The organism is Kribbella sp. NBC_01510 (genome assembly GCF_045040325.1).
Lineage (GTDB): Bacteria > Actinomycetota > Actinomycetes > Propionibacteriales > Kribbellaceae > Kribbella.
The window spans coordinates 1,233,066-1,257,372 of sequence record NZ_CP109418.1; the positions used below are offsets into that span (position 1 = coordinate 1,233,066).

Below are 24,307 nucleotides of genomic sequence, written 5' to 3' on the forward strand. Positions count from 1 at the left end.
AAGAGACTACAGTCCGGCGATCTCCTGGACCAGCCATTGGCCGTCCTTTCGGACCATCGTGAACCGGGTCCGGTTCAGATCCACCCGGGGCTTACCCTGCGTGATCGTGCTGGTGGTGGTCTGGTTCACGAAGATGATCAGCGTGACCCGGTCGGCGTCGCCGTCGCGGACCCCGACCTCGCGGACGTCGGCCCTGACCGTCGCCTTGGTCTTGGTGGCCAGCTCGCCGGCCACCTTCGCGGTCTCGTCGAACTTGCCGGCGAACTCGGGGGTCATCGTCGCGCGGGCCGCGGCGAAGCTCTTGTCCAGGTCCCGGTAGTCGTAGCTGAGCGCGGTCTCGGCCGCCTTCCGACCGGCCGCGGCGGCCTGGTCGCGGGCATCCTCGGCCTGCTTGCCCTGCCACGCCTTGATCCCGAGCACCACCGCGACGGTCAGCACCAGGACGACGGCCACCCCGAGGGCCACGGTCAGCATCCGGCCCAAACCGCGTTTCGCGTCACCGTCCGTAACCGTCGGCGCCTCGGAAATCTCCTCCGCGGGCGCCTCCGGAGGCGTCGATGTGGCTGGGGTCACATCCTCCGAAGCCGGTGCGAACGCCTCTTCGGTCGTTTCGGTGTCGTTCGTTGTCACTTCGTCGAGCGCCGTACCCGAGGTACGGCGCTGGCCGGCGATGCGGGGGCGGTTGCGGGGGCGGTCCGGCATCAGCCCACCACCTGCAGGTCGGCGGTCAGCCAGCGGTCCTTCTCGCGGACCATGTCCAGCTTGATCCGGTAGCGGCGCTCGACACCGTCGGCCGAGGCCGTGTTCGTCACCACCGCGTTCACGATCACCAGCACCTGAGCGGAGTCCTTGTCGTTCGAGACCACCGCGGCCTCCTTCACGTCACCATTGGACGTCGCCTTGTTGGTCACCACGTCGGTCTTCACCGCGTCGATGCCGGACTGGAACTCCTGCTTGAACTGCCCGGTCGAGTCGTCCAGCACCCGTTTCGAGTCGGCGTCCCAGGTGTTGTAGTCGTAGGTGGTGAAGTCGAGGGCCAGTTGCCGGCCCGCCTTCATCGCACCCTCCCGCTCGGAGTCGTCCGCGCTCTGCTTCCGCAGCGCGATCACCGCGAGCGTCGCTCCGGCCAGTGCGATGACGAGCAGGACGCTGAGCGCCCACGCCAGAATCATGGGGCCACGCTTGGAAGTCACTTGCCGGTCACCGGTCCGAGAATCAGGGCTTTCCAGGAGTCGCTGCCGAGCAGGTCGGCCTGGCCGCCGGTGGAGCCGAGGACGATCTCCGGCATCCCGCCGGACCCGCCGGCGTCGCCGGTGGCCGGGTCGTAGCCGATGCCGTATCCGGTCCGGTTCAGCTCGCGGGACGACGGGCTCGGCTTGTTCTGCGCGCCGCGGACGTTGACGCCGGTCGACGAGTTCGCGGTGCAGCTCGCCTTGGTGTTGGCCTTGGTGATCGACGTGTCCTGCGGGACCCGCTTGTCGGTCCCGCCGTACCCGGGCCGGCAGGCGGGCGGGGTGAGCCCGAGCACCAGGCCGAAGTGCGCGTCGTAGTGCCCGGTCCCGGGGTCCTTCGCGGGCACGATGTACCCGCCCATCACCGCCGCCGGGTACACCACCAGCAGCTGTTCGACGGCGTCCAGCCGGACCGCAGTTATCTCGTTCACCGTCAGCAGGTTACCGAGCAGCACCGCGATGTCCGCACGGTTGTCCTCGATCAGGCCGGTGACCTGCGACGAGGCGGCCGAGCCCTGGTCGATCACCTGGCGCAGGTTCGCGTCCGAGCTGACCAGGGTGTCGGACAGAAGCGCGAGGTTCTTCGCCCAGGTCTTGATCGCGTCGCCGCTGGCCACCTGGGTGGCGAGCACGGTATCGCCGTCGTTGATCAGCTTGATCGTCTGCAGCACGTTCGCGTCCGCGTCGTCGATCAGCTTGCCGGAGCTGTCGATGATCTTCTGCAGGTCGGTGCCCTTGCCCTTCAGCGCGGTCCCGAGCTCGCGGACCGTGGTGCGCAGGCTCTCCTTGTCGACCGAATTGACCAGTTGGTCGAGGTTCAGCAGCAGTTCTGTCGTGTCGATCGGGATCGCGGTGTCCTGGCGGGCGATCTTCGAGTTGTTCTGCAGGTACGGACCGGTGTCGCGCCGCGGCTGCAGGTCGACGTACTGCTCGCCGATCGCGGACCGGTTCGCGACCACCGCGAGCAGGTCGTTCGGGATCTTCTGCTTCTTGTCGATGTCGAGGTTCACCTCGACGCCGTCGGACAGCAGCTTGAGCTGACCGACCCGGCCGACCGGCTGGCCGCGGTACGTCACCTCGGCGCCGGTGAAGATGCCGCCGGACTCGGCGAAGCTGGCGCTGACCGTGTAGTCCTCGTCGAAGAACAGCTTGTCCACCTGGGCGTACTTCGCGCCCACGAAGGCGACTCCGACGACGGTGATCAGCAGGAACACCATCAACTGGATCCGGACCGCTCTGGTGATCACTTGGCCACCCCCGGCATCAGTGCCCTGGCCAGGTCGGGATCGAACCCGGAGCGGTTGAGCTTCGGCGAACAGACCGGCAGCCCGAGCAGCGTGATGCAGGTCGTCGCCGTACCGGTCGGCACCGGCAACGTCGGCAGGCCGCCGCCGGTCGGGTTGTGCAGCGGGACGCTGAGCTGGTTGGTCGGCAGCGCCGTCGGACCGACGGTCGGCAGGTTCAGCCCGAGGATGCCCTTCAGCGCCTTCTGGGTGTTCACGTCGAGGGTGATGCCCAGGTTGGTGAAGTCACCGCCGACCGCCTTGGCGGCCCCATCCGGGAACGGGTACGTGAACAGCAACTCGAGCGACTTCGGCAGATCCTCCCCCGCCTCGGCCAGCTTGGTCAGGATCGGGTAGAGCGACTGCAGGTTCGCGACCAGGTCCTTCTGCGCGGATGTGATCACCCTCGTCGCGGTGTTGCCCAGGGTCGCCAGCGCCTGCAGTGTCTTGACCAGGGCCGCGCGCTGCTTGTCCAGGGTGGCGATCGACTTCGGCAGCGAGTCGATCGCGGTCGCCAGGGTGGCCTTCTGCGCGTTCAGCTTCTTGGCCAACGCGTCGACCGCGGTGATCGCGGTGATGATCTGCTGCTTGTTCTGGTCCAGGGTGCCGACGAAGGTGTTCAGCTGGGTCAGCACGCTGCGGATGGCCGGCTCGTTGCCGGTCAGGGCCTTGTTCAGCTCCTGGGTGATGATCTGCAACTGGGCCACGCCGCCGCCGTTCAGCAGCAGGGACAGCGCGGACAGGACTTCCTCGACCTCGACGTTGCTGGTGGTCCGGGACAGCGGGATGACCTCGCCGTTGTCCAGCTTGCCGCGCGGCTCCTCCGATCCGGTCGGCCGGGACAGCGACACGAACTTCTCGCCGAGCAGGCTGGTCTGGCGGATCGTCGCGTGGGCGTTGTCCGGCAGGTCGAGGCTCTTCGGCAGCTTGATCCGGACCTTCGCGACGTACCCGTCCAGCCAGACCTTCTCGACCGTGCCGACGGTGACGTCGTCCACCTTCACCGACGACTTCGGCACCAGGTCCAGCACGTCGGCGAACTCGACCGTCACCGTGTACGACGGCCCCTTGATCTTCGCGCCACCGGGCAACGGCAACGAGTACACGCTGAAATCACACCCGGTCAGCAGCGTCGCGAACGCCACGGCCGCGGCCACAATCGTCGTACGGCGCCTCATCGGACCAGCCCCCCGAGGGTCGGGTCGACCGGGTCGGGGCTGTTCAGTGGCGCCTTCGGGAGCGGGGCCCACGGCGTACCGGCCGGGCCGCCGCTGGCCGGGGCACTGCCGGTCAGCTGGCTCAGCAGCGGCAGCTTCGGCAGGGCGTCGAGCACCGGCTTCAGCGCCGAGCAGGTCGAGATCGGCTGGTTCACCTGCAGCAGGAGCGAGCAGATGAACGTCGCCGGGTCGTCCAGCTGGGCCGCGTTGATCCGCTGGTCCAGCGTCCCGTACTGCGGGTTGTAGATGCGGGCCAGGTTGCCCAGGCCGAGCGGAGCCGTGTCGAGCACCTCGGTCAGCGCGGCCTTCTCGTTGACCAGGATGTGCGACAGCGCGGTGGCGCTGGAGACCGTGGTCTTCACGAGCGTCCGGTTGTCCTTGACGAACGTCGCGACCTCGCCGAGCGCGGTCGCCAGCAGCGACAGCGCCGACGAAAGGTCCTTGCGCTCACCGGCCAGCGTGGTCGAGGTGGCGGCGAAGTTGTTGTTGAACTGCCGGACCAGCGCATCGTTCGCCGCCAGTGCGGACACGAAGGTCTGCAACTGCCGGATCGTGCTGAACAGGCTCTGCGAGTTGCCCGCCAGTGTGCCGGTCAGCTTCGACACGTCCGTGATCGTCTGGTTCAGCTTCTGGCCCTGGCCGTTCAGGTTCCTCGCCGAGACGTCCAGCAGCCGGGACAGCGCGCCCTGGTCGTTGGCGCCCTTCGGGCCGAGGGCGACCGACAGGTCGTTCAGGCTCTGGTAGATCTGGTCCAGCTCGAGCGGTACGGCGGTCCGCGTCAGCGGGATCTCGGCGCCGTCGGCCATCACGTCACCCTTGGAGTACGCCGGGGTGAGCTGGATGTACCGGTCGGCGACGATCGACGGGGACGCGATCACCGCCTTGGCGTTGGCCGGCACCTTGTGCTTGGCCTCCCACCAGAACTTCACCCGCACGCTCCGGCCGGCCGGGGTGACGCTCTCCACCTCGCCGACCTTGATACCGAGGATCCGGACGTCGGAGCCCGGGTACACCGACACCGCACGCGGGAAGTACGCCGTCGCCGTCACCCGCGGGGGCTTCGGCCACAGCGTCACTACGCTGACCGCGAGGATCACCAGGACCACCGCGATCGCGATCAACCGGGATACGGAGGCGAGCCGCATCAGCCGCCACCCCCCAGGATCGCGGGCAGCCCGGGTATCCCTGCCTTCGGCAGCGGGATCTCCGGGACGGGCGCCAGGTTCTGCAGGTAGACGTCGAACCACGGGCCGGTGCCGAGCGTGTTGGTGAACAGCCGGACGAACGGCGCCAGCCCCTTGATGCTGGCGTCCAGATCGTTCTGGTTCTTCAGCAGGACCGCGAGGACGGCGTTCACCTTCGTCAGCGTCGGGCTGAGGTCCTTGCGGTTCTCCCGAACCAGCGCGGTGATCTGCGCGGACAGCTTCTGGGTCGACACCAGCAACTGGTGGATCAGCGCCCGCCGGGCCTGCACGGCCTGGAAGACGGAGTTGCCGTCCTTCATCAGCTTGATCAGCTGTTGGTTGCGGTCGGCAAGGACCTTGGTGACCACGTTCGAGTGCTGCAGCAGGAGCTTGAGCTGCTCGTCGCGTTTGGCCACGTTCCGGGACAGGCGGGACAGGCCGGTCAGCGACGCCTGCACCTCTTCCGGGGTGTTCTTGAACGTCGCCGACAGCGTGTCCAGCGCCTTGGCCAGCTGCGCCGTGTCGATCCGCTCGGTCGTGTTGGCGAGATCGGTGAAGGCGTCCACGACGTCGTACGCCGACACCGTCCGGGCCAGCGGGATCTCGGAGCCGGCCTTGAGCTGACCGGAGCCGGCCGGGTTCAGCTTCAGGTACTTCTGGCCGAGCAGGGTCTTGATCTTCATCTCGGCGCCGGTCTGATCGCCGAGCTTCACGCCCTTGTCCACGACGAAGTCGACCCGGACGTGGGTGCCCTCGAGCTCGACCTTCCGCACCTGCCCGACGCGTACGCCGGCCACCCGGATCTCGTCGTTCGGCTTGAGCCCGCCGGCCTCGGAGAACTGCGCGGAGTACTTCGTCCCGCCGCCGATCAGCGGCAGGTCCTGCGCCTTGAACGCGGCCAGCATGATCAGCCCGATCACCGTCAGGCCGATCACGCCCACGGTCACCTGGTTCTGCTCGCGGAAAGGCTTCACGGTTTCTTGCACCTCGCCGAGTTGTTGTCGTAGGCGACCGGGATGCGAGTGCCGGTGGGCAGGGTGACGTTGCCGTCGAAGTTGCACAGGTAGAAGTTGAACCAGGAGCCGTACGACGCGGTCCGGCTCATCGTGTTCAGCTTCTCCGGCATGTACTGCAACGTCTTCACCCAGATCGCCTGCGTGTCGTCGAGCGTGGTCGCGACCGTGCGGAGCCGGTCCAGGTCCGCCTTGATCGGCACCCGGGTCTGCTGCAGCAGGCCGGCCGTCTTGGTGTTCAGCGAGTTGATCGAGCCGAGCGAGTTCAGGATCGGGTTGATGTCCTGGCTCAGCCCGGTGATGAACTGCTGCAGGTTCACCAGCAGCTGGGAGAAGTTCTGCTGCCGCTGGGAGACGATCTGCAGGGTCGCGGTCAGGTTGGTGATCAGGTCGCCGATCACCTGGTCGGCGTCGGCCAGCGTGGTGGTCAGCGACGCCGTCTTGGCCAGCAGCGACTCGATCGTGCCGCCCTCGCCCTGCAGCACCTTGATCACCTCGAAGGCGAACTGGTTCACGTCCGCCGGGGTGAGCGCCGTGAACAGCGGCTTGAACCCGTTGAACAGCACCGACAGGTCCAGCGCCGGCGCGGTCCGCTCCTTCGGGATGATGCCGTTCTTCTTCAGCCGCTCGCCGCCGCCCACGCCGTCGGTCAGCGCGATGTAGCGGTTGCCGACCAGGTTCCGGTAGCGCAGCGTGGCGTGGGTGGAGGCGTCGAGGATCTGGTCGGAGTCGACGCTGAACGTCACCATCGCCAAGGTGTCGTGGTAGAGCGCGATCTTGTCGACCTGGCCGACCTTCACACCGGCGATCCGGATGTCGTCACCCTTGTTCAGCCCGACCGCGTCGGTGAACACGGCCCGGTACTTCGTGGTCGCGTTGAAGGTGATGTTGCCGATCGTCACCGCCAGCAGCGCGGTCGCGACCGTGGTGACGACCACGAAGATCGCCAGCCGCACGGTGTCGAGCGAGGTCTTCTTGTCCAGGAGCTTCATTTCAGATTCACCTGCCCGCCGCGGAGGAGGGGACCGACCAGCAAGGTGGTCAGATCGGGGACGTCGGTGGCGGGGATACCCATCTCCGGCGCGACGACCGAGTCGACGACCTTCTGCTCGGCCGGCGTACCGACGCCCTGGGTGTCCAGGCCGAAGCCGGGCATCGCGCGGTTCAGCTGCAGGTTCAGCGGGAAGCGCTGGCTCTTGTTGTGGTCCCCGATCACGCCGTCGTCACCGGTGACGTACGGCCCCGGGTTCTCCTGCGTGTACGGACCGGGCTTCGACCCCGGGTGACTGTAGTTCTTCCCGACACAGGTCGGCCCGCGGTGGTCCTTGTAGGCCGGCAACTCGTTCGGTTCGTACGGCGTCGGCTGGTTGGTGATGAGCTCGAGGTTGATGTTCAGCCGGCCGTTCCGGAACGTGTCGTTGAGGATCGGCGTGGTGTCCGTCATCACCTTGAGGAAGCACGGCATCTCAGGTGAGTACCGCTCCAGCAGATCCAGCACCGGCCGGCTCACCTCGCCGAGCCGGATCACCCGGTCCTCGTTCTCCTTCAGGAACGTGTTCCCGCTCGTGGACAGCTTCTGCACGTCGACGAAGAACGTCTGCAGCTGCACCTGTTTCTCCACCACCGTGTTGCCGGTGACGGTCAGGTTGCGCAGCGCACGGACGAGATCCGGCGTCGCGTCGCCGTACAGCTGGGCGACCTGGGTGAGCTTGGTCAGCGCGTCCATCAGCTTCGGGACGCTCGGGTTCAGCTTCTTCAGATAGCCGTCGAGCTGGGTCAGCGTGCCGGCGATCTCGGCGCCGCGGCCCTCCAGTGCGGTGGCCAGCGTGTTCAGGGTGGCGTTCAGGTCGGCCGGATCGACCGCCTGCAACAGCGGGAGCGCGTCGTTCAGCACTTTCTCGATCTCGATGCCGACCGCGGTCTTGTCCCGCGCGATGACGTCGCCGGCCTTGATGTGCCGTCCCTCCGCGCCGGTCGGCGGCACCAGGGCGACGTACTTCTCGCCGAACAGGGTCTTCGGCAGGATCCGGGCGCTGACCGCGCTGGAGATCTCGGCCACCTGGTCGGGTTTGAGCGCCAGGTTGACGGTCGCTTCGTCACCGTCGGTGGAGACGCCGGTGACCTCGCCGACGATGATGCCGCGCATCTTCACGTCAGCGTGCTCGTTCAGCTGCAGGCCGATGTGGCTGGTCTTGAGCTCGACGTTCACGGTCTCGGTGAAGACCTTGGCGTAGAAGGCGTACGTCAGCCAGAGCAGGAAGCACAGCACGCCGATGAAGGCGACACCTAGGATCTTGTGCGAGATCACTTTCCTCATCGCGTCACCCGGCCAGCCTGACAGTGGTCGTCGTACCCCAGATCGCCATCGAGAGCAGCAGGTCGACGACGTTGATCACGACGATGGACGTCCGTACGGCGCGACCGACCGCGACGCCGACTCCGGCCGGGCCGCCGGTCGCGTGGTAGCCGTGGTAGCAGTGCACCAGGATCACCAGGACGGAGAAGACGAGCACCTTCCCGAACGACCAGAGCACGTCGCCGGGTGGCAGGAACAGATGGAAATAATGGTCGTACGTGCCCGTGCTCTGCCCGTAGAACGTGGTCACGGTGAGTCTCGTCGCGAAGTACGACGCCAGCAGGCCGACGACGTACAGCGGGATGACCGCGACCAGCCCGGCGATGATCCGGGTGGTGACCAGGAACGGCAGCGACGGGATCGCCATCACCTCGAGGGCGTCGATCTCTTCGCTGATCCGCATCGCGCCGAGCTGGGCGGTGAAGCCACAGCCGACGGTCGCGGCCAGCGCGATGCCGGCGATCAGCGGGCCGATCTCACGGGTGTTGATGTACGCGCTGACGAATCCGGCGAAGGCCGACGTACCGATCTGGTTCAGCGCCGAGTAGCCCTGCAGGCCGACCTCGGTGCCGGTGAAGAAGGCCAGGAACGTGATCACGCCGACGGTGCCGCCGATCACCGCGAGCGCGCCGGTGCCCAGCGTCACCTCGGCCAGCAGCCGGAGGATCTCCTTGCGGTACCGGGTGATCGACTTGCCGGACCAGGCCAGCGCCTTGATGTAGAAGGCGAGCTGCTCACCCAGCCGATCGAGGGAGTTGAGCGGCTTCTTGACCAGGGTGTCCACGAGGGCCGACACGTCAGGCCCCCTTCGGCGGGACGAGCTGGAAGTAGATCGCCGTCATCGAGAAGTTCGCGACGAACAGCAGCATGAAGGTGATCACGACGGACTGGTTCACCGCGTCGCCGACCCCCTTCGGGCCGCCGCCCGCGTTGACACCCTTGTACGACGCGACCACCGCGGCGATGAAGCCGAACACCAGCGCCTTCGCCTGGCCTTGCCACAGGTCGGGCAGGTGGGCGAGCGCGGTGAACGAGGCGATGTAGCTGCCCGGTGTGCCGTCCTGCAGGACGACGTTGAAGACGTAGCCGCCCATCACGCCGACCACGCTGACGAAACCGTTCAGGAAGAAGGCGACCAGCATCGTGGCCAGCACCCGCGGCACCACCAGCCGCTGGATCGGGTCGATGCCGAGCACCATCATCGCGTCGAGCTCCTCGCGGATCTTGCGCGAACCGAGGTCGGCGCAGATCGCGGAGCCGCCGGCGCCGGCGATCAGCAGGGCGGTCGCGATCGGCGACGCCTCCCGGACCACGGCCAGAACGGCGGCCGAGCCGGTGAACGCCTGCGCGCCGAACTGCTTGATCAGGCCGCCGACCTGCAGCGCGATCACCGCGCCGAACGGGATGGCGACCAGCGCGGTCGGGATGATGGTCACGCTGGCAACGAACCAGGCCTGCTGCAGGAACTCGCGCACCTGGAACGGGCGCCGGACCGAGGCCCGGGCAGTGTCGAGAGCGAAGGAGAACAGGTTGCCTGCGTGCTTCAGCGGGGCGGTCGCAGAAACGGTCACGTGGCCCCCACCGTCGCGGTGGCGAAGGAGCCCGGCGGCGGGGTCACGCCGTTCTCCCGGCACCATTCGCCGGGCGGGCGCTGCGTCGGCCGGAGCATGCCGCTGCTGGGCAGTTGCTGGATCGGGATCGGCGGCAGCGGGGGCAGCTCCTGCCCGGCCTCGGCGGCGAGCTCGTCGGCGTCCTTCTCCTCCGACATGCCGATCGGGCCGATCATCTGCGCGTTGAGGAACTGCCGGACCACCGGCTCCTCGCTGGACAGCAGCATCTCGCGCGGGCCGAACATCGCCAGGTGCTTGTGGTAGAGCATGCCGATGTTGTCCGGCACCGTGCGCGCGGTGTTCACGTCGTGGGTGACGATCAGGAACGTCGGTCCGAAGGCCTCGTTGAGGTCGATCATCACCTGGTTCAGGAACGACGTACGCACGGGGTCCAGACCGGAGTCGGGTTCGTCGACGAGCAGGATCTCGGGGTCGAGCACCAGCGCCCGGGCCAGCCCGGCCCGCTTGCGCATCCCGCCGGAGATCTCGCCCGGCAGCTTCCGCTCCGCGCCGACCAGGCCGACCATCTCCATCTTCTCCATCACGATGGAGCGGATCTCGGACTCAGACTTCTTGGTGTGCTCGCGGAGGGGGAAGGCGACGTTGTCGTACAGGTTCATCGAGCCGAACATCGCGCCGTCCTGGAACAGCACGCCGAACAGCCGCCGGATCTCGTAGAGCTCGCGCTCGGAGCAGGTGGCGATGTCGGTACCCTCGATGAACACGTGGCCCTTGTCGGGCTTGAGCAGACCGATCAGCGTCTTGAGGAAGACGGACTTGCCGGTGCCGGACGGGCCGAGCATCACGCAGATCTCACCGGCCGGCAGAGTCAGGGACACGTCGCCCCAGATCAGCTGGCTACCGAAGGACTTGGTGAGACCCTCGACGCGGACTTCGACGCCCACCTGGCCCTCCTGAATCGGTCTGCATCACGGCATCTGTACGGCCCCCGACCGACGACGTTCTGCCGTCCCAACGACGGGGCAGTGGCCTAGGTTACGCACGAGTACGGTTTTGCGTAACCCCCGCGTGTCCTGCAATCGTGATCGGGCGGTCACGCTCCGGTCATCCTCGTCACGCTGTGCTGATGGCACACGGCTGCAAGTGATCCTAGCGAGCCGGAATGTCAGAAGGGCGGCCCCCCACGGGGGACCGCCCTTCTCCACACATTCGTTACGTCCTTCTTGCATTGGGCTCTAGCGAGCCCGGGTCCGGACGCAACCCGTGGTCACTTCAGGGTGACGGTGGCGCCGGCGCCCTCGAGGGCCTCCTTGGCCTTCTCCGCGGCAGCCTTGTCGACCTTCTCCAGAATCGCCTTCGGGGCCGACTCGACCAGGTCCTTGGCCTCCTTCAGACCAAGGCTGGTGAGACCGCGCACCTCCTTGATGACCTGGATCTTCTTCTCGCCGGCGGCCTCGAGAACGACGTCGAACTCGTCCTGCTCCGCGGCCTCTTCGGCAGCGGCGGCCGGGGCGCCCGGGGCGGCGGCCACGGCGACCGGGGCGGCGGCGGTGACGCCGAACTCCTCCTCGAACGCCTTAACGAACTCCGACAGCTCCAGCAGGGTCAGTTCCTTGAACTGGCCGAGGAGCTCTTCGGTGCTGAGCTTCGCCATGGTGGCGGTCCTTCCTTAAAGGGTGATGCTTGGTGATCACTGATGGGTTTGTTGCGGATGAGGTCTGCCTCAGCTCTCGGCCGGGGCGGTCTCCTCGGTGCTCGCCTCGGCAGGTGCCTCGACCGTGTCCTGCACGGCCGGCGCCTCGTCCGCCACGGCTGTGGCGTCCGCGGCCGGCAGCTTGTCCTGCAGCGCCGCGAACAGGCGCGCGGCCTGCGACAGCGGAGCAGCGAACAGCGACACCGCTTGCTGCGGAGCCGCCTTCATCGCACCTGCGAGCTTCGCGAGGAGAACCTCACGCGACTCCAGGTCAGCGAGTTTGTTGATCTCGTCGGTGCCGAGTGCCTTGCCTTCCAGCACTCCGGCCTTGATGACGAGCAGGGGGTTCGCCTTGGCGAAGTCACGCAGGCTCTTGGCCGCGACCACCGGGTCGCCCTTGATGAAGGCGATGGCCGACGGACCCTCGAGCAGCGAGTCGAACGACTCGACACCCGCGTCCTTGGCCGCGATCTTGGTCAGCGTGTTCTTCACCACGGCGTAGTTCACGTCGTCACCGAGCGCAGTACGCAGTTGCCGCAGCTGCGCCACGGTGAGTCCGCGGTACTCGGTCAGCACGGCGCCGTTCGAGCTGCGGAACTCGTCCGTCAGCTCTGCGACAGCGGCTGCCTTGTCCGGCCTCGCCATGGGGGTCTCCTTCTTTCGGCTTCATGCCTCGACCCCGGGCCGGTTCCGTTCCATAAGAAAACGCCCCTGCGCAGGCGCAAGGGCGTGAACACAAACTGCTGTCACACTATCCAAGTCACCTACGCGGGCCGCCCACTTATCTGTGGGACCTTCAGTCACTCGAAAGTGACGACCAGCGGTCTTCGGCAACAGCCATTCTTACATCAGAGTTGAGTACGGCCAAATCGGCCGACCTCCTCAGCGTCAGCTCGGCACCGCACCCTCGGATGCGTCAGGAGCCGGCGTCCGAGTGGCTCCGGTTCGACCGCTCGGGCAAGTTCCCGCGTCGGCCGTACGCTGAGTCGGGTGATGGATACACCCGGCCACGACGAGCGGTCGACAACTCCGGTTGCTCAGGAGCTCAGCGAACTGCGAGCACTGGTCGCCCGGCTGCGGAGCGAAAACACGCGCCTCCTGCAGCTCTTGAAGCTCAGTCCCGCCGAATTGGCGCCGCCCGGCCCCGCCCAGACCGGCATCTTCGAGAGCCGGCCGGGACCGGTCGATTCGAGGTCGTCCGCCGACGCCAAGGTCGCGTTCTTCCGCGCCCTGTTCGCGGCACGTACAGACATCTACGCGGAGCGGTGGCAGAGTCAGCGCACTGGCAGATCCGGTTGGCTGCCCGCGGTTCGGGGCGGATGGAACAAGGGCGTCCAGCACAGAGACCGACACTATCTGCCGCTGTCGACCGCGGTGATTACAGCGCATCTGTCCGGGCAAAAGCACATCGGCCTTTACCCGTTGCTCGACGGCGACTCGTGCTGCTGGCTCGCGGCCGATTTCGATGGCCAGGCCGCGATGCTGGATGCATTGGCTTACGTGAAGGCAGCACGCTCGTCAGGAGTTCCAGCCGCCCTTGAGGTCTCCAGGTCCGGCGTCGGCGCCCATGTATGGATCTTCTTCGCAGTGCCTGTTCCTGCCGAAACCGCCCGCCGGATGGGGTTCGGTCTCATTCGGGAGGCCATGGCCCTGCGGGGACGGATGGATCTGTCGAGCTACGACCGACTGTTTCCCTCGCAGGACGTCGTCCCTGCAGGTGGTGTCGGCAACCTGATCGCCGCACCACTCAGCGGGCAATGCCGCCGCGATGGGACGACCGTCTTTCTCGATCTGGCGAGTCTCGAGCCGTACGACGACCAGTGGGCCTATCTCTCGTCGGTGCCGCGGATGAGTCCGCGTGAAGTCTCGTCGGCCGCACGCCGGCTGGGGACAGTCAAGGTGGGATCCAGCGTCGACCGGATCGGCATGCCGACATCGACTCGCACCCGGCCTGCGGCGCCGCCTCGTGTGCAGGTCCACCTCGGCGCCGGGATCCGGATAGCGAGCGGGAATCTACCGCCGGCTCTTCTCGCCACGCTCAAGCATGCGGCGTCAATGCCGAATCCGCTGTTCTACGAGCGACAGAGACTGCGCCTGTCAACCTGGGACGTGCCTCGATTCCTTCGCAGTTTCGACGAGACCGTCGAGGGTGACCTGGTGCTTCCCCGCGGCCTGGCCGCGAAGGCGATCGAACTGCTGGAACAAGCTGGGAGCCAGGTCGACAGCATCGACGAGCGGTCCTCCGGTAGCCCTCAACAATTCGAGTTTGCGGGAGCGCTGAGCCGGGTTCAGCAGGCAGCCGTCGACACGATGGCAGGGCACGAACAGGGTGTGCTGGTCGCGCCGCCGGGAGCCGGAAAGACCGTGATCGCGTGTGCGCTGATCGCCAAACACCAGGTGTCCACCCTGGTACTGGTCGATCGAAAGGCACTTGCCGACCAGTGGCGCACCCGGATCGGCGAACTGCTGCGGATCAAGGCCGGTCAACTAGGAGGTGGCCGGTCGAAAACGCGCGGCACGGTGGACGTAGCGATGCTCCAGACCCTTGCTCGCCGCAACGATATCGCCACGTTCACGAACGCCTTCGGACTCGTGGTGGTAGACGAATGTCATCACCTCCCAGCAGCCGCCTTCGAGCACGCGGTGAAGCAGGTCGCGGCACGCCAGTGGATCGGTCTTACCGCTACGCCTTATCGACGTGATCAGCTCGACGACCTCATCGGCCAGCAAACAGGTCCGATCCGCCACACGATCGCCGGTGCCGCCAGTCGAACTGGCGAGCAGTCAGGCCACAGCGACGCACTGGATCTCGAACACACGAGAGACAGCCTGCCGAGCCCTCGGCCGGTCCTGCATGTACACGAAACCGAGTTCCGCTACACAGGGAAGGCCAATCCGTCCGAGCCCGGCGGGATCGCGGCCGTCTACCGCGAACTTGTCGCGGACGAGAAGCGCACGACACAGGTGGTGGAGGACGTTCTCGGTGCGCTGGCCCGGCGCCGCCATTGCCTGGTCCTCACCCAATGGACCGAGCACGTGGAGGCCTTCGCGACAGCCCTCCGCCAAGAGGGCCGCGATCCGGTCGTCCTGCGGGGCGGCTTGGGCGCGAAAGCTCGAACAGCGGCACTCGAACGACTGAAGCCGCGGGACGAGAACCCACTACTCGTCATAGCTACCGGGCCATACGTCGGAGAAGGCTTCGACTGCCCAGTTCTGGACACGTTGTTTCTCGCAGCACCGATCGCGTTCAAGGGGAGGTTGGTGCAGTACGCGGGCCGGATCCTCCGGTCATCACCAGGCAAGACGACCGCTGAGATCCACGACTATGTCGACACTCCCACAAGGGTACTGGCGTCGGCTCTCGCCAAACGGGCTCCCGGCTACACCAGCCTGGGATTTCCCGACCCGCGCCGTTCGATTACCTGACCCGGTTAGCCTCGTCCTTCGAGCAGCCTTCGAGACCGCGCTGGTGTCGGGGAATCTCGCCGAGGAATCGGATGAGGGACGCGGTCGAAGCTGACAACGTCGCCGATCGATCTCTGGGATGCAGTGGTCCATGAACGACAACTCTTGGAACCATGCACTCCAGCCGTCTGCCGCACTAGGACGGCGGTCGGCCGTCTGACGCTGGTGGGCCGCCGCCGGGTGATTCGCTCGAGGCCCCATTGATGGATTGCCCGACTCCGGGACCTGCACCCGGTCCTTCGAAAGCCGTTCTGATGGCGGGACCGGAATGGACTGGCTGGCTGATGGGGCCGCGGGCGGGAGGGACGGTGGTGTAGCGGTGGCCGGTGGGGGTCGTCAACGTGATCGAGCCGTCGGGATGGCTGATCGTGCTCCAGCCCCAGGCAGGGGTGTCCTTGATGACGTGGTGGTACTCGCAGTACGGCGCAAGCCCAGTGAGGCTGGTGGTGCCGTTGCGGGCGAACGGGGTGAGGTGGTCGCGGTCGCAGTCGCGGGAGGTGCGGTTGCAGCCGGGCCAGGCGCAGACGGGGTGGCGGGCGAGCAACGTCTCGGTGACGCTGGTACTGGGATCGTGCCGGGTGGTGGCGGCTTCGAGTACGGCGCCATTGACCGGGTCGGTGAGGAGTCGCCGCCACGTCCCGTCGGCGGCGATGCGGCGGGCCATGTCGGCGGTGATCGGGCCGTAGCCGGTGAGTTCGGCGGGGTCGTCGTCAAGGCCGAGCAGGGTGGAGGCCGGGACGACGACCTCGATGTGGGGGCGGCGGCGGTGCTGGTCGGGTAGGCGACGGCCCAGCCAGTCCAGGCCGTTGTGGAGGATGTGCTCGAACAGGTCCGCGGCCACATCGGCGCGCCGCTGCTCGGCGGTCCGGGCATCCTTCACCACACCATCAGCCGAGCCGGCAGTGGCGGTGACCGTGGCGCTGCAGTCCTCGGTAGCCCGGTCCGCTCTGGCATCCGTGGACGCCATGGTGTCCGGTGGCATGGTGTCCGGTGGCATGGTGTCCGGTGGCATGGTGTCCGGTGGCATGGTGTCCGGTGGCATGGTGTCCGGTGGCACGGTGTCCGGTAGCACGGTGCCCGCGGGCGCGGTGGTTGCTGCGGTGTCCGGCGAGCAGTCCGTAGTGGCGTGCCGGTTCGCGGGGGTCGTCGCGGCGCCGAAGCAGGGTCCGTTGCTGTCGTTCGGCGAGCAGCCGGGGTCTGTGGTGGTCCCGGAGTCTGACGAGGAGCCGGCGTCTGGGGTGGTGCCGTGGTCTGAGGTGGCGACGCGGTCTGAGGTGGCGCCCTGGCCTCGGGAGGCGCCCTGGCCTCGGGGGGGCCCTGGCCTTGGGTGATGTCGGCGTCGGCCGAGATGGTGGTGCTGGACCCGGTTGCAGGTTCGGTGGTGGTGGGGGTATCGCGTTTGGCGAGGGCGGCCATAGCTTGGATGGCGACCCAGATCTGCTGGATCTTGTCGGACGTGTGAACGATCCACAGGCCGGCCATGCCGTCCGCCAGCGGGACGATCTTGCAGGTGCGCTCCGCGACGGCGGCGCGGTGGCTGTCGGCCGCTTCACGACTAGTGTGTTTGGCTACTTGGCGGCGCAGCGACTCCTGCAGGTTCTTGTGGGTCTGCGCGGCGGCGCGCTTCAGGACGTGCGCCTCGACCGCCTGCGCCTCGCGGTCGGGCAGTTTGCTGGTTGCTTCGGAGATCGCGAGGGCCTTGCCCCAGGTGAGCGCCCCGCATTTCAGGGCCGCGTGCGTTGCCGACAGGGTCGAGGTCAGCCGCAAGGCGGTGTCGACCCGGCGACCGACGGTGTTGGGCGACAGGCCGAGCGGCAACGCGATTTCGCCGTACCAGGAACGTTCCGGGTCGATCGGGCGCCCCGTCGCATCGAGTTGGGTCGGACGAGGCGACTCACGGTGCTCGGCTTGGCGCTGCCGGTGGAACGATGCCATCGCGGCGGCCTTGATGGATTCCGCCCAGCTGGATATGCGGTCCGCGGCCTTCATCAACTCGATCAGCGCCATCGGTGACATCGCCTGTGGTCGCGTCGATTCCAGTGCGGTCGCGAGGTTGCCGCCGGGCGGCAACAACACCCAGGCCGGTGCCTCGCGGCGCAGCATCTCGCGCTCCGCCTCGTCTTGGTCTACGCCGTCCCACAACTCCCATTCCAGCGCGTCCACCCGGGAGGATCTGTTACGGCCCAGGAACAGGTCGAGTTCGGCGTCCAACTCGTCTTGCTGACCGACGAAACGCGGACCGTCCGGGGCGTCGGAGTCCTCGGGGATGTCGAAGCCTTCCAGCACCGCGACGCCGTCCGGCCAGTCCACGTCCCCGGACACGAAGCCCGAACATCCACATCCTGCCACCGTCCGCAACGAACCACAGGCAGGGTCAGCGCCATCCCAGGACTGTGCGCCGCAATGTGCGCCGGACGGAATGCCGGGAACCGGGAGAGGACGGGACGGCGAGTGGTTGCCGCGCACGGCTGTGTTGGCGGCGACCGAACGGTCGGCGTCTTGGCGGCTGATCGCAATCCCTCGCATGCAGCCATATTAGAACATGTGTTCGATCAACTCAAAACCGTCAAGCCTTCGGCATTGGAGCGGAAAGTCGTTACAGACCGGCGATCCGATGGATTGCTTGCCCATGGCAATAATCGCGCCACCATGCACGATGCAGTCTTCCAGGCAGTAGCAGTGTCTAGCCTCCGATCGCCAGCAGCCCTGCCAGCCGGGAGTCAGCCCCACCTCGATGAACCCGTCCCCGGCTCCTGGCCTTGCGCCACACCGGTGAGGCCAGTCACTACACAGGGAAGCATTCGCGCTGCCGGCAGTATCGCGCTCAGCTGGTCACCTTGACCGTGGGATGCGGTGGAATCCACCGACTCATCGCGGCGGCCGCGGCCCAGCCGGTGCCGCCCATGATGACGATCGCCGGGCCGAGCCCGAGCAATGCGGTGGCGCCGGCCAGCAGGAGTGGGCCGACGCCATTGCCGGTGTCGGCGAACAGCCGGAACGCCCCCAGGAACTGGGCTCTGCCGACGGATGGAGACGCGTCGGCGCCGAGCGTCATGATGACGCCGGCCCCCAGCCCGTTGCCGACGCCCATCAGCAACGCGACCGCGGTCAAGGTCGCGGTGGAGTGCGTGAGCGGCAGCAACAGGTGTGCGAACCCCAGGACGAGCATCGACGGTACGGCGACCCACTTGCGGCCGAGCCGGTCCATCACCGAACCCGCCGGATAGAACAGCAGCATGTCGACCGCGCCGGACAGCCCGAAGATGATGCTGGTGGTCTGCGCATCCAGACCGATGTGCAGCGCCCACAGCGGGATCACCACCTGCCGCGACGCACGGACCGCGCCGACCAGCAACGCTCCGACGCCAAGGGTCCGCAACACCGGGAGGTGATCCCGGATCACGGCCCAGGTCGACTGTGCGGCGACCGGTCGGCTTCCGCGCGTACGCCGTACCGACTCGACGTCGGGGAGGCTGACCAGGACCGCGCAGGCCAGCACCGCGCACACGAAGTGCACCCAGTAGGCACCGTCGGTGCCGAGGAACTTCATCGCGGCGGCACCGAGGAACGGGCCGATGAAGGAGCCGATGCGCTGGACGCCGCCGAGAGTCGACAGGGCGCGGGCCCGTAGCTCGATCGGGACGGCTTCACTCAAGTACGCCTGCCGGGCCAGGCCCCAGACCGCACCGGCCAGCCCGGTGCAGCCGATCGCGATGGCCAGGCCCCAGACCGTCGGCACCAGCAGACAGGCCAGCAGGGCCAACGAGACGAGGACAGTCGCCCCCAGCATCGCGCGTCGCTCACCGATCCGGTTGGTCAGCGCACCGGCGGGGATGTCGCCGATCACCTGCCCGAGCCCGGCGGCCGCGACGACCAGCCCGGCAACGGCCACCGAGGCGCCGAGGTGTGTGGCCGACAACGCTACGACCGGTGCGATCGCGCCCTGGCCGATGCCGTAGAGCAACGCGGGCAGATAGATCGCGGGCGCGATCTTCAGCAGATCCTTGGCCTGGGACATCACCGGCTGCCGGCCAGCGCCGTACTGCGATCCCGGGCGGCTGGGGTGGCGCCGAGCAGCTCGGACACCGACCAGGCGGCCGCGACGATCCTCATTCCGAACTCCTCCATTCGCTCCACCGGCATCCGCATCTCGGGACCGGAGACACTCAGGCAGCCCGCCACCTGACCGGAGTGGTCGAAGACCGGCGCCGCGACACTGCGGATCCCCGGCGTGCGCTCCGCCATCGACAGCGCGAACCCGCGCTCACGGATCTCGGCGAACTGGGCGGCCAGCACGACCGGATCGGTGATGGTCTGCGGGAGCACCTGCTCGAGGTGACCGGCGAGAACCTCCTGTTGCCGCTCCCACGGCAGGAAGGCCAGCAGCGCCTTCCCGGGCGCACCTTGCGGCAACGTGACCGGCAGGCCGAACTCGGTGTAAGTACGGCGCAACTGGTGATGGCTCTCGACTTGGTCGAGCACAACGCGCTGGCCGGACGGCAGCAACTCGTGCACAGCCGCGGTCTCCCCGGTGTCGTCACGGAGCATCCGCAGTACTGGCATCGCAGCATCACGCAAGGACGCCGGGATCCCACCGCTGTGAGCCAACTGAGCCACCAGCGGACCGATCGCGTACCTCCGGTGAGCGGTCTGCCGCACCAGTCCGTTCTCTTGCATCGCCAACAGCAGCCGATGCACCGTGCTGGTCGACAGACCGGTAGCCCGAGCCAGGTCACTGATCCCCAACTCATGCGTACGCGCGTCGAAGCACCGCAGGATCGCGACGGCTCGATCGATCGACTGCACCGATCCCCGTCGCTCCGATATTTCCTGCATTGCGAAATCGTATCCCGCGATGCGGGAAGCCCGGAAGGCGCATTCCACCACCCGGACCAGGGGTCGACAGGCGACGACCCTCTCGCTGCCGCTCCCCGGACTAGGCCGGCTACTGATTGGGCGGGCGGGTGACCCGAACCACCGTGAGGAGATCCTCGAGACCCAAGAAGTCGTCGGGATTGGTGGTGAACAGCGGAAGTTCCTCGGCGACCGCGATGCTGGCGATCATCAGGTCGGCGACGCGACGCCGTGGCGTCCGGCCCGCGGCGACGACCGCCGCGCAGATCCGTCCGTAGATCCGGGCAGCGTCGGCATCGAAAGGGATCGGGTCGAACTCGTTCTCGGCCCGCTGGAGGATGTCCATCCGGCGTGCCCGCTCCACGTGTTCGTCGTACCCACTGTCACGGCGCACCTGATGCGGGCCGGCGGAGAGCTCGGCCAGGGTGATCGAGGTGATGGCCATCTCGGCCGGCAACTCGCCCGGATCGATCCACCTGCGCAAGATCATGATGTTGGTGTCGAGCAGACCCTGCTCGTGTTCACCGGGCATACGGGTCGTCCGGCTCCTGATCGACGAGGGCATCCTGATCGGCCCGGAAGTCGTCCAGCGAGACGTCCGGCGCGGTCCGGGACATCGCGGCGAACTCGGCCCGCGGAACGAACCGCCGCCGGCGGCGCAGCGGAACCAGTTCGCCGATGCGATGTCCGTCCCGCGTGACGATGAAGACCTGGCCGCTCTGGACGGCGTCCATGATCTCCCGGGACCGCGTGCGCAGATCGCGTTGGGTGATCTCCGGAAGTCCGCTCATGCACCCAGGATAGCCACCTAGTAGCACCTGGTGCTACTAGGTGGCACCTGCCGCCTGCCGGCCTCAGCTCAGGACGGCGAGGGCGTCGATTTCTACCAGCATCTCGGGGAGGGGGAGGCCGGTGAAGACGGTCGTGCGGGAGGGGAGGACGCCGCTCGGGGTGCGGCTGGACATGAACTCGGCGTACGCCTCGTTCATGGCGGTGAAGTTGTCGCGGGTGGTGAGGTAGACGCGCAGCATCAGCACGTCGTCGATGCTCGCACCGCCGGCCTTCAGGATCGCCTCGATGTTCTGCAGGACGCGGGTGGTCTGGCCCTTCACGTCGCCGGTGAAGACGAACTCACCGCTCGGGTCGACGGACCCCTGGCCGGACACCTGCAGGATGTTGCCCTTGCGCACTCCCTGCGAGAACACCGGCATCGGAGCGGGTGCGTCGGTGGTGGAGATGACGGTCTTGTCGGACATCGGGTCTGACACCTCTCAGTTGTAGTCGGCACTGATGGCTGTGGCGGTGGCGAGCAGGTCGGGCAGGAGCTCGAGCACCTGGTCATAGTTCAGCAGTACGTCGGGAACCGACAGGGACACGGCCCCGACGATCCGCCCGTCGTGGTCCTTCACCGGCGCACCGATGCAGTTCATGAACGACTCGTGCTCGGCCCGGTCCTGCGCCCAGCCACGCGCCCGGACCTCGTCCAGCTCGTCCCGCAGTGTGTCTGGATCGGTGATCGTGTGCGGCGTGTAGGCGTGGTAGTCGATCGACGCCAGCAATGCCTCCCGCTGCCGCTCGGGCTGTGCAGCCAGCAGCACCTTCCCGACCGCGGTGCAGTGCAGTGCCGCCGGTACGCCGACCTGCGAGTACATCCGCACCGACCGCACACTGTCGAGCTTGTCGATGTAGACCACCTCACCGTTGTCCCACGCGGCCAGATGCACGGTCTGCCCGGTCTTCTGGTTCAGCTCGCGCAGATGCGGTGCCGCGACCTCCCGTACGACGTGTTGCTCGCGGGCAACGTCCGCCAGTGCGAACAGTCGCGACCCCAACCGATACCGGTGCGCCGCGTCACGCCGTACGAACCGCTCGGCCTCCATGGTCCGCAGCAGCCGCAGCACCGTCGTCTTGTGTACGCCGAGCTCCGTCGCCAACTGGTCGAGCGACCGCTCCCCCTCGCCCAGGTTGGCGAGGATCTGGAGAGCTCTCCCGAGGCTCTGACTCATGCGACGCCGATCTTCGTCGCCGCCCACTCCTCGTCGGAACAGGTCAACAAGCGCTCGCGAACACCGAGCTCCAGCGGCGCGGCGTGGTCCTCTGGCACGGTCAGCACCGCCGCAGCATTCAGATGCCCGAGCCGCAGCCGCTGCGTCATCGGCAGGCCCTGCAACGTCCCCGCCAGGAAGCCGGCCGCGAACGCGTCGCCCGCCCCCACCGGCTCGACCACATCGACCGTCAGCGCGGGAACCTCGGTGCGACGCCCGTCCGGCTCCAGCACGAGCGCAGTGTGCGCATCGTTCTTCACCACCAGCGTGCACGCCCTACCGAGGCGTTCGTGCAGCTCAGCGGGGTCATTGGTGCCCGCGAACACCAGAGCCTCGTCAGCACCGATCAGTACGACGTCAGCCGAGCGGAGCACTCGCCAGAGCGGCTCCGGGTCCTTGTCCCGCCACAACACGGGCCGCCAGTTGAGGTCGACGCTCAGCAGGTAGCTGCGCGGCTGCGCGGCCAACTGCTCGACCATCTGCGCCGCACTGTCGGAGATGGCCACAGTGATACCGGTGGTGTGCACGAGCTCGGCGTTCGCCAGCCGCTTCTGCACCGCCGGCCGATCCAGGAACGCCGGGTCCATAGCGGCAGCTGCCGAACCGGTGCGGTAGTAGTGCATCCGGGTGCGCCCGTCCCGGGACTCCTTCGCGTAGAGCGCCGTCGGCCGGTCCGGGTCCAGCTCGACCCCGCCGACCTCGACACCTCGCCCCTGCAGATCACGCAGTACGTGCGCACCGAAGCCGTCGTCGCCGAGCCGCGAGATCCAGCCGGTCGCGATCCCCAGGGCGGCCAGGCCGCCGGCCACGTTGCACTCGGCGCCACCGACCGACCGCCGGAACGACTCCACATCCGCCAGCGGCACCCCGGTCTCCCCGGCCAGCATGATCATCGCTTCGCCGACGCAGACCGCGGCGGGCGTCTCAGGGAGCGGTTCGCGCATCGGCACTCCACAGGGGTGAGGTGATGGGATAGGTGTGAAACACCCGTCATTGACGCAACTTTGGGCGCGATGCTACAACCGTGATGTCAGTATGCGCAACGCACGTTGCATATGCTGCAACTCCATCCCTCAGGAGAACAGATGCCTGCTTACGATGCCGACGCCGTCGCCGCTCTCGCCGACCAGCAGGTGAGCTGGCAGGACAAGGCCCTGCCAGCCGCGTTCTGGGGCCGGACCGTCGCCGAGGTCCTCGCCGACAAGCCCCGCCTCTCCCAGCTGCCGACCCCGCTGATGACGCTGTCCGCGCCCGGCCTGCGGCACAACGTGGACACGCTCGCCCGCTGGAGCGCCCACCACGGCGTCGACCTCGCGCCCCACGGCAAGACGACGATGGCGCCCGCGCTCTGGGCCATGCAACTCGACGCCGGCGCCTGGGCGATCACCTTGGCCAACGTGTTCCAGCTCGGCGTCGCCCGCGCGTACGGCGTCCGCCGGGTGCTGATCGCGAACGCGGTGATCTCCCCGCTGCAACTGCGCTGGATCGCCGATGAACTCGAGGCCGACCCGGACTTCGAGGTCCTGGTCTGGGCCGATTCGGTCCGGACCGTCGAACTGATGGAGGCGGCCCGTTCGGCGCACGTCGGTCCCGGTGCGCGGAAGCTCGACGTACTGGTCGAGGTCGGTGGTCTCGGCGGCCGGACCGGCGCGCGGGACGCCGACACCGCGCTGGCCGTCGGCGAGGCGATCGCGGACGCGCCATCACTGCGGCTCGCGGGGGTCGCCGGATACGAGGGCGCGATCGGGCACGGCGTGGCGGAGGCGGATCTCGAGGAGGTCCGCGCGTACCTCCGCATGCTGGCAGGGATCCACACCCGCTTGCTGCAGAGGCGTTGGTACGACGATGACGTCGTACCGGTGGTGAGCGCCGGAGGCAGTCAGTACTTCGACGACGTCGCTCAGGTGCTCGCTCCGCTGGCCAAGGACGGTACGCGGGTGGTGCTCCGGTCGGGCGCGTACATCGCGCACGACGACGGCATGTATCGCCGGATGTCGCCGCTCGGCGAGTCGCCCCGGACGGACGGCGATCGGCTGGTCGCCGCGATGCACGGATGGGTCCGGATCACGTCCCAACCTGAGCCCGGGCTGGCGATCTTCGACGCGGGCCGGCGCGATCTGCCGTTCGACCAGGACCTGCCCGAGCCACAGCTGATCCGGCCGCGCTCGGACGGCGAACCGGTCCTCACGGCCGACGGCATGACCGTCACCAACCTCAACGACCAGCACGGCTTCCTGCACTTCGACGGCGTCCCGGTGGTGATCGGCGACGAGCTCCGGATCGGGCTGTCCCACCCGTGTACGGCGTTCGACAAGTGGGGGCTGATCCCGGTCGTGGACGACCCGGACGCGGCCGATCCGGTCGTGGTCGACCTGGTCCGGACGTTCTTCTGAG

Annotated in this window: 24 protein-coding genes; 2 read left to right on the forward strand and 22 right to left on the reverse strand. The window is 67.6% G+C overall.

Going from position 1 to position 24,307, the window contains the following annotated elements; genetic code table 11:
• Positions 1–6: 6 nt before the first annotated feature.
• The 13 genes from OG558_RS06035 to rplJ form a co-directional block, all read right to left on the reverse strand.
• Positions 7–702, reverse strand: a complete 696-nt coding sequence (locus OG558_RS06035; protein WP_405069313.1) for a hypothetical protein — start codon at positions 700–702, stop codon at positions 7–9.
• The gene (locus tag OG558_RS06040; protein ID WP_405069314.1) at positions 702–1,172 is read right to left on the reverse strand and encodes a hypothetical protein; all 471 of its coding nucleotides are present in this window, start codon (positions 1,170–1,172) and stop codon (positions 702–704) included. Before OG558_RS06040 ends, OG558_RS06035 begins: the two co-directional genes overlap by 1 nt.
• A gap of 17 nt (positions 1,173–1,189) precedes the next feature.
• The gene (locus OG558_RS06045; protein WP_329482157.1) at positions 1,190–2,479 is read right to left on the reverse strand and encodes an MlaD family protein; all 1,290 of its coding nucleotides are present in this window, start codon (positions 2,477–2,479) and stop codon (positions 1,190–1,192) included.
• Positions 2,476–3,693 carry an MCE family protein gene (locus OG558_RS06050; protein WP_405069315.1) on the reverse strand — a complete coding sequence of 406 codons (1,218 nt, stop codon included), beginning with the start codon at positions 3,691–3,693 and terminating at the stop codon, positions 2,476–2,478. Before OG558_RS06050 ends, OG558_RS06045 begins: the two co-directional genes overlap by 4 nt.
• Positions 3,690–4,877 (reverse strand): MCE family protein, encoded by a 1,188-nt coding sequence (locus tag OG558_RS06055; protein ID WP_405069316.1) that lies wholly within the window; start codon positions 4,875–4,877, stop codon positions 3,690–3,692. The genes OG558_RS06050 and OG558_RS06055 overlap by 4 nt, the downstream gene beginning before the upstream one ends.
• Complete coding sequence (locus OG558_RS06060; protein ID WP_405069317.1) at positions 4,877–5,890, reverse strand: MCE family protein; 1,014 nt, start codon at positions 5,888–5,890, stop codon at positions 4,877–4,879. Before OG558_RS06060 ends, OG558_RS06055 begins: the two co-directional genes overlap by 1 nt.
• The gene (locus OG558_RS06065; RefSeq protein ID WP_329482161.1) at positions 5,887–6,921 is read right to left on the reverse strand and encodes an MlaD family protein; all 1,035 of its coding nucleotides are present in this window, start codon (positions 6,919–6,921) and stop codon (positions 5,887–5,889) included. Before OG558_RS06065 ends, OG558_RS06060 begins: the two co-directional genes overlap by 4 nt.
• Positions 6,918–8,246 carry an MCE family protein gene (locus OG558_RS06070; protein WP_405069318.1) on the reverse strand — a complete coding sequence of 443 codons (1,329 nt, stop codon included), beginning with the start codon at positions 8,244–8,246 and terminating at the stop codon, positions 6,918–6,920. Before OG558_RS06070 ends, OG558_RS06065 begins: the two co-directional genes overlap by 4 nt.
• A 4-nt stretch (positions 8,247–8,250) precedes the next feature.
• Entirely contained in the window at positions 8,251–9,081 is an 831-nt protein-coding gene (locus tag OG558_RS06075) for an MlaE family ABC transporter permease (protein WP_405069319.1), read from the reverse strand.
• Between the two features lies 1 nt (position 9,082).
• A complete protein-coding gene (locus OG558_RS06080) occupies positions 9,083–9,856 on the reverse strand; it encodes an ABC transporter permease (RefSeq protein ID WP_329482163.1) in 774 nt (257 codons plus the stop codon).
• A complete protein-coding gene (locus tag OG558_RS06085) occupies positions 9,853–10,800 on the reverse strand; it encodes an ABC transporter ATP-binding protein (protein WP_329482164.1) in 948 nt (315 codons plus the stop codon). Before OG558_RS06085 ends, OG558_RS06080 begins: the two co-directional genes overlap by 4 nt.
• A 323-nt stretch (positions 10,801–11,123) precedes the next feature.
• Entirely contained in the window at positions 11,124–11,510 is a 387-nt protein-coding gene (gene rplL, locus OG558_RS06090; protein WP_328526096.1) for a 50S ribosomal protein L7/L12, read from the reverse strand.
• Positions 11,511–11,579: 69 nt separating this feature from the next.
• Positions 11,580–12,194 carry a 50S ribosomal protein L10 gene (rplJ, locus tag OG558_RS06095; protein WP_328526095.1) on the reverse strand — a complete coding sequence of 205 codons (615 nt, stop codon included), beginning with the start codon at positions 12,192–12,194 and terminating at the stop codon, positions 11,580–11,582.
• 348 nt (positions 12,195–12,542) lie between these two features.
• Here rplJ and OG558_RS06100 point away from each other — a divergent pair, with 348 nt between their 5' ends.
• A complete protein-coding gene (locus tag OG558_RS06100; protein ID WP_405072114.1) occupies positions 12,543–14,975 on the forward strand; it encodes a TOTE conflict system archaeo-eukaryotic primase domain-containing protein in 2,433 nt (810 codons plus the stop codon).
• Between the two features lie 175 nt (positions 14,976–15,150).
• On the opposite strand, the gene OG558_RS06105 is transcribed toward OG558_RS06100, so the two are convergent.
• The 9 genes from OG558_RS06105 to OG558_RS06145 form a co-directional block, all read right to left on the reverse strand.
• Entirely contained in the window at positions 15,151–15,996 is an 846-nt protein-coding gene (locus OG558_RS06105) for a DUF222 domain-containing protein (protein WP_405069320.1), read from the reverse strand.
• Entirely contained in the window at positions 15,891–17,336 is a 1,446-nt protein-coding gene (locus OG558_RS06110; RefSeq protein ID WP_405069321.1) for a DUF222 domain-containing protein, read from the reverse strand. Before OG558_RS06110 ends, OG558_RS06105 begins: the two co-directional genes overlap by 106 nt.
• A gap of 502 nt (positions 17,337–17,838) precedes the next feature.
• On the reverse strand, positions 17,839–19,032 hold the full coding sequence (locus OG558_RS06115; RefSeq protein WP_405069322.1) for an MFS transporter: 1,194 nt from the start codon (positions 19,030–19,032) through the stop codon (positions 17,839–17,841).
• Positions 19,032–19,850 (reverse strand): IclR family transcriptional regulator, encoded by an 819-nt coding sequence (locus OG558_RS06120; protein WP_405069323.1) that lies wholly within the window; start codon positions 19,848–19,850, stop codon positions 19,032–19,034. The genes OG558_RS06115 and OG558_RS06120 overlap by 1 nt, the downstream gene beginning before the upstream one ends.
• 109 nt (positions 19,851–19,959) lie before the next feature.
• A complete protein-coding gene (locus OG558_RS06125) occupies positions 19,960–20,400 on the reverse strand; it encodes a type II toxin-antitoxin system VapC family toxin (protein WP_405069324.1) in 441 nt (146 codons plus the stop codon).
• Positions 20,390–20,659 carry a type II toxin-antitoxin system prevent-host-death family antitoxin gene (locus tag OG558_RS06130; protein WP_329482170.1) on the reverse strand — a complete coding sequence of 90 codons (270 nt, stop codon included), beginning with the start codon at positions 20,657–20,659 and terminating at the stop codon, positions 20,390–20,392. The genes OG558_RS06125 and OG558_RS06130 overlap by 11 nt, the downstream gene beginning before the upstream one ends.
• 63 nt (positions 20,660–20,722) lie before the next feature.
• The gene (locus tag OG558_RS06135) at positions 20,723–21,124 is read right to left on the reverse strand and encodes a RidA family protein (protein WP_405069325.1); all 402 of its coding nucleotides are present in this window, start codon (positions 21,122–21,124) and stop codon (positions 20,723–20,725) included.
• 15 nt (positions 21,125–21,139) lie between these two features.
• On the reverse strand, positions 21,140–21,874 hold the full coding sequence (locus OG558_RS06140; RefSeq protein ID WP_405069326.1) for an IclR family transcriptional regulator: 735 nt from the start codon (positions 21,872–21,874) through the stop codon (positions 21,140–21,142).
• Entirely contained in the window at positions 21,871–22,857 is a 987-nt protein-coding gene (locus OG558_RS06145; RefSeq protein ID WP_405069327.1) for a sugar kinase, read from the reverse strand. The genes OG558_RS06140 and OG558_RS06145 overlap by 4 nt, the downstream gene beginning before the upstream one ends.
• 141 nt (positions 22,858–22,998) lie before the next feature.
• Between OG558_RS06145 and OG558_RS06150 the strand changes: the two genes are divergently transcribed.
• Positions 22,999–24,306 (forward strand): amino acid deaminase, encoded by a 1,308-nt coding sequence (locus tag OG558_RS06150; RefSeq protein WP_405069328.1) that lies wholly within the window; start codon positions 22,999–23,001, stop codon positions 24,304–24,306.
• Position 24,307 lies beyond the last annotated feature (1 nt).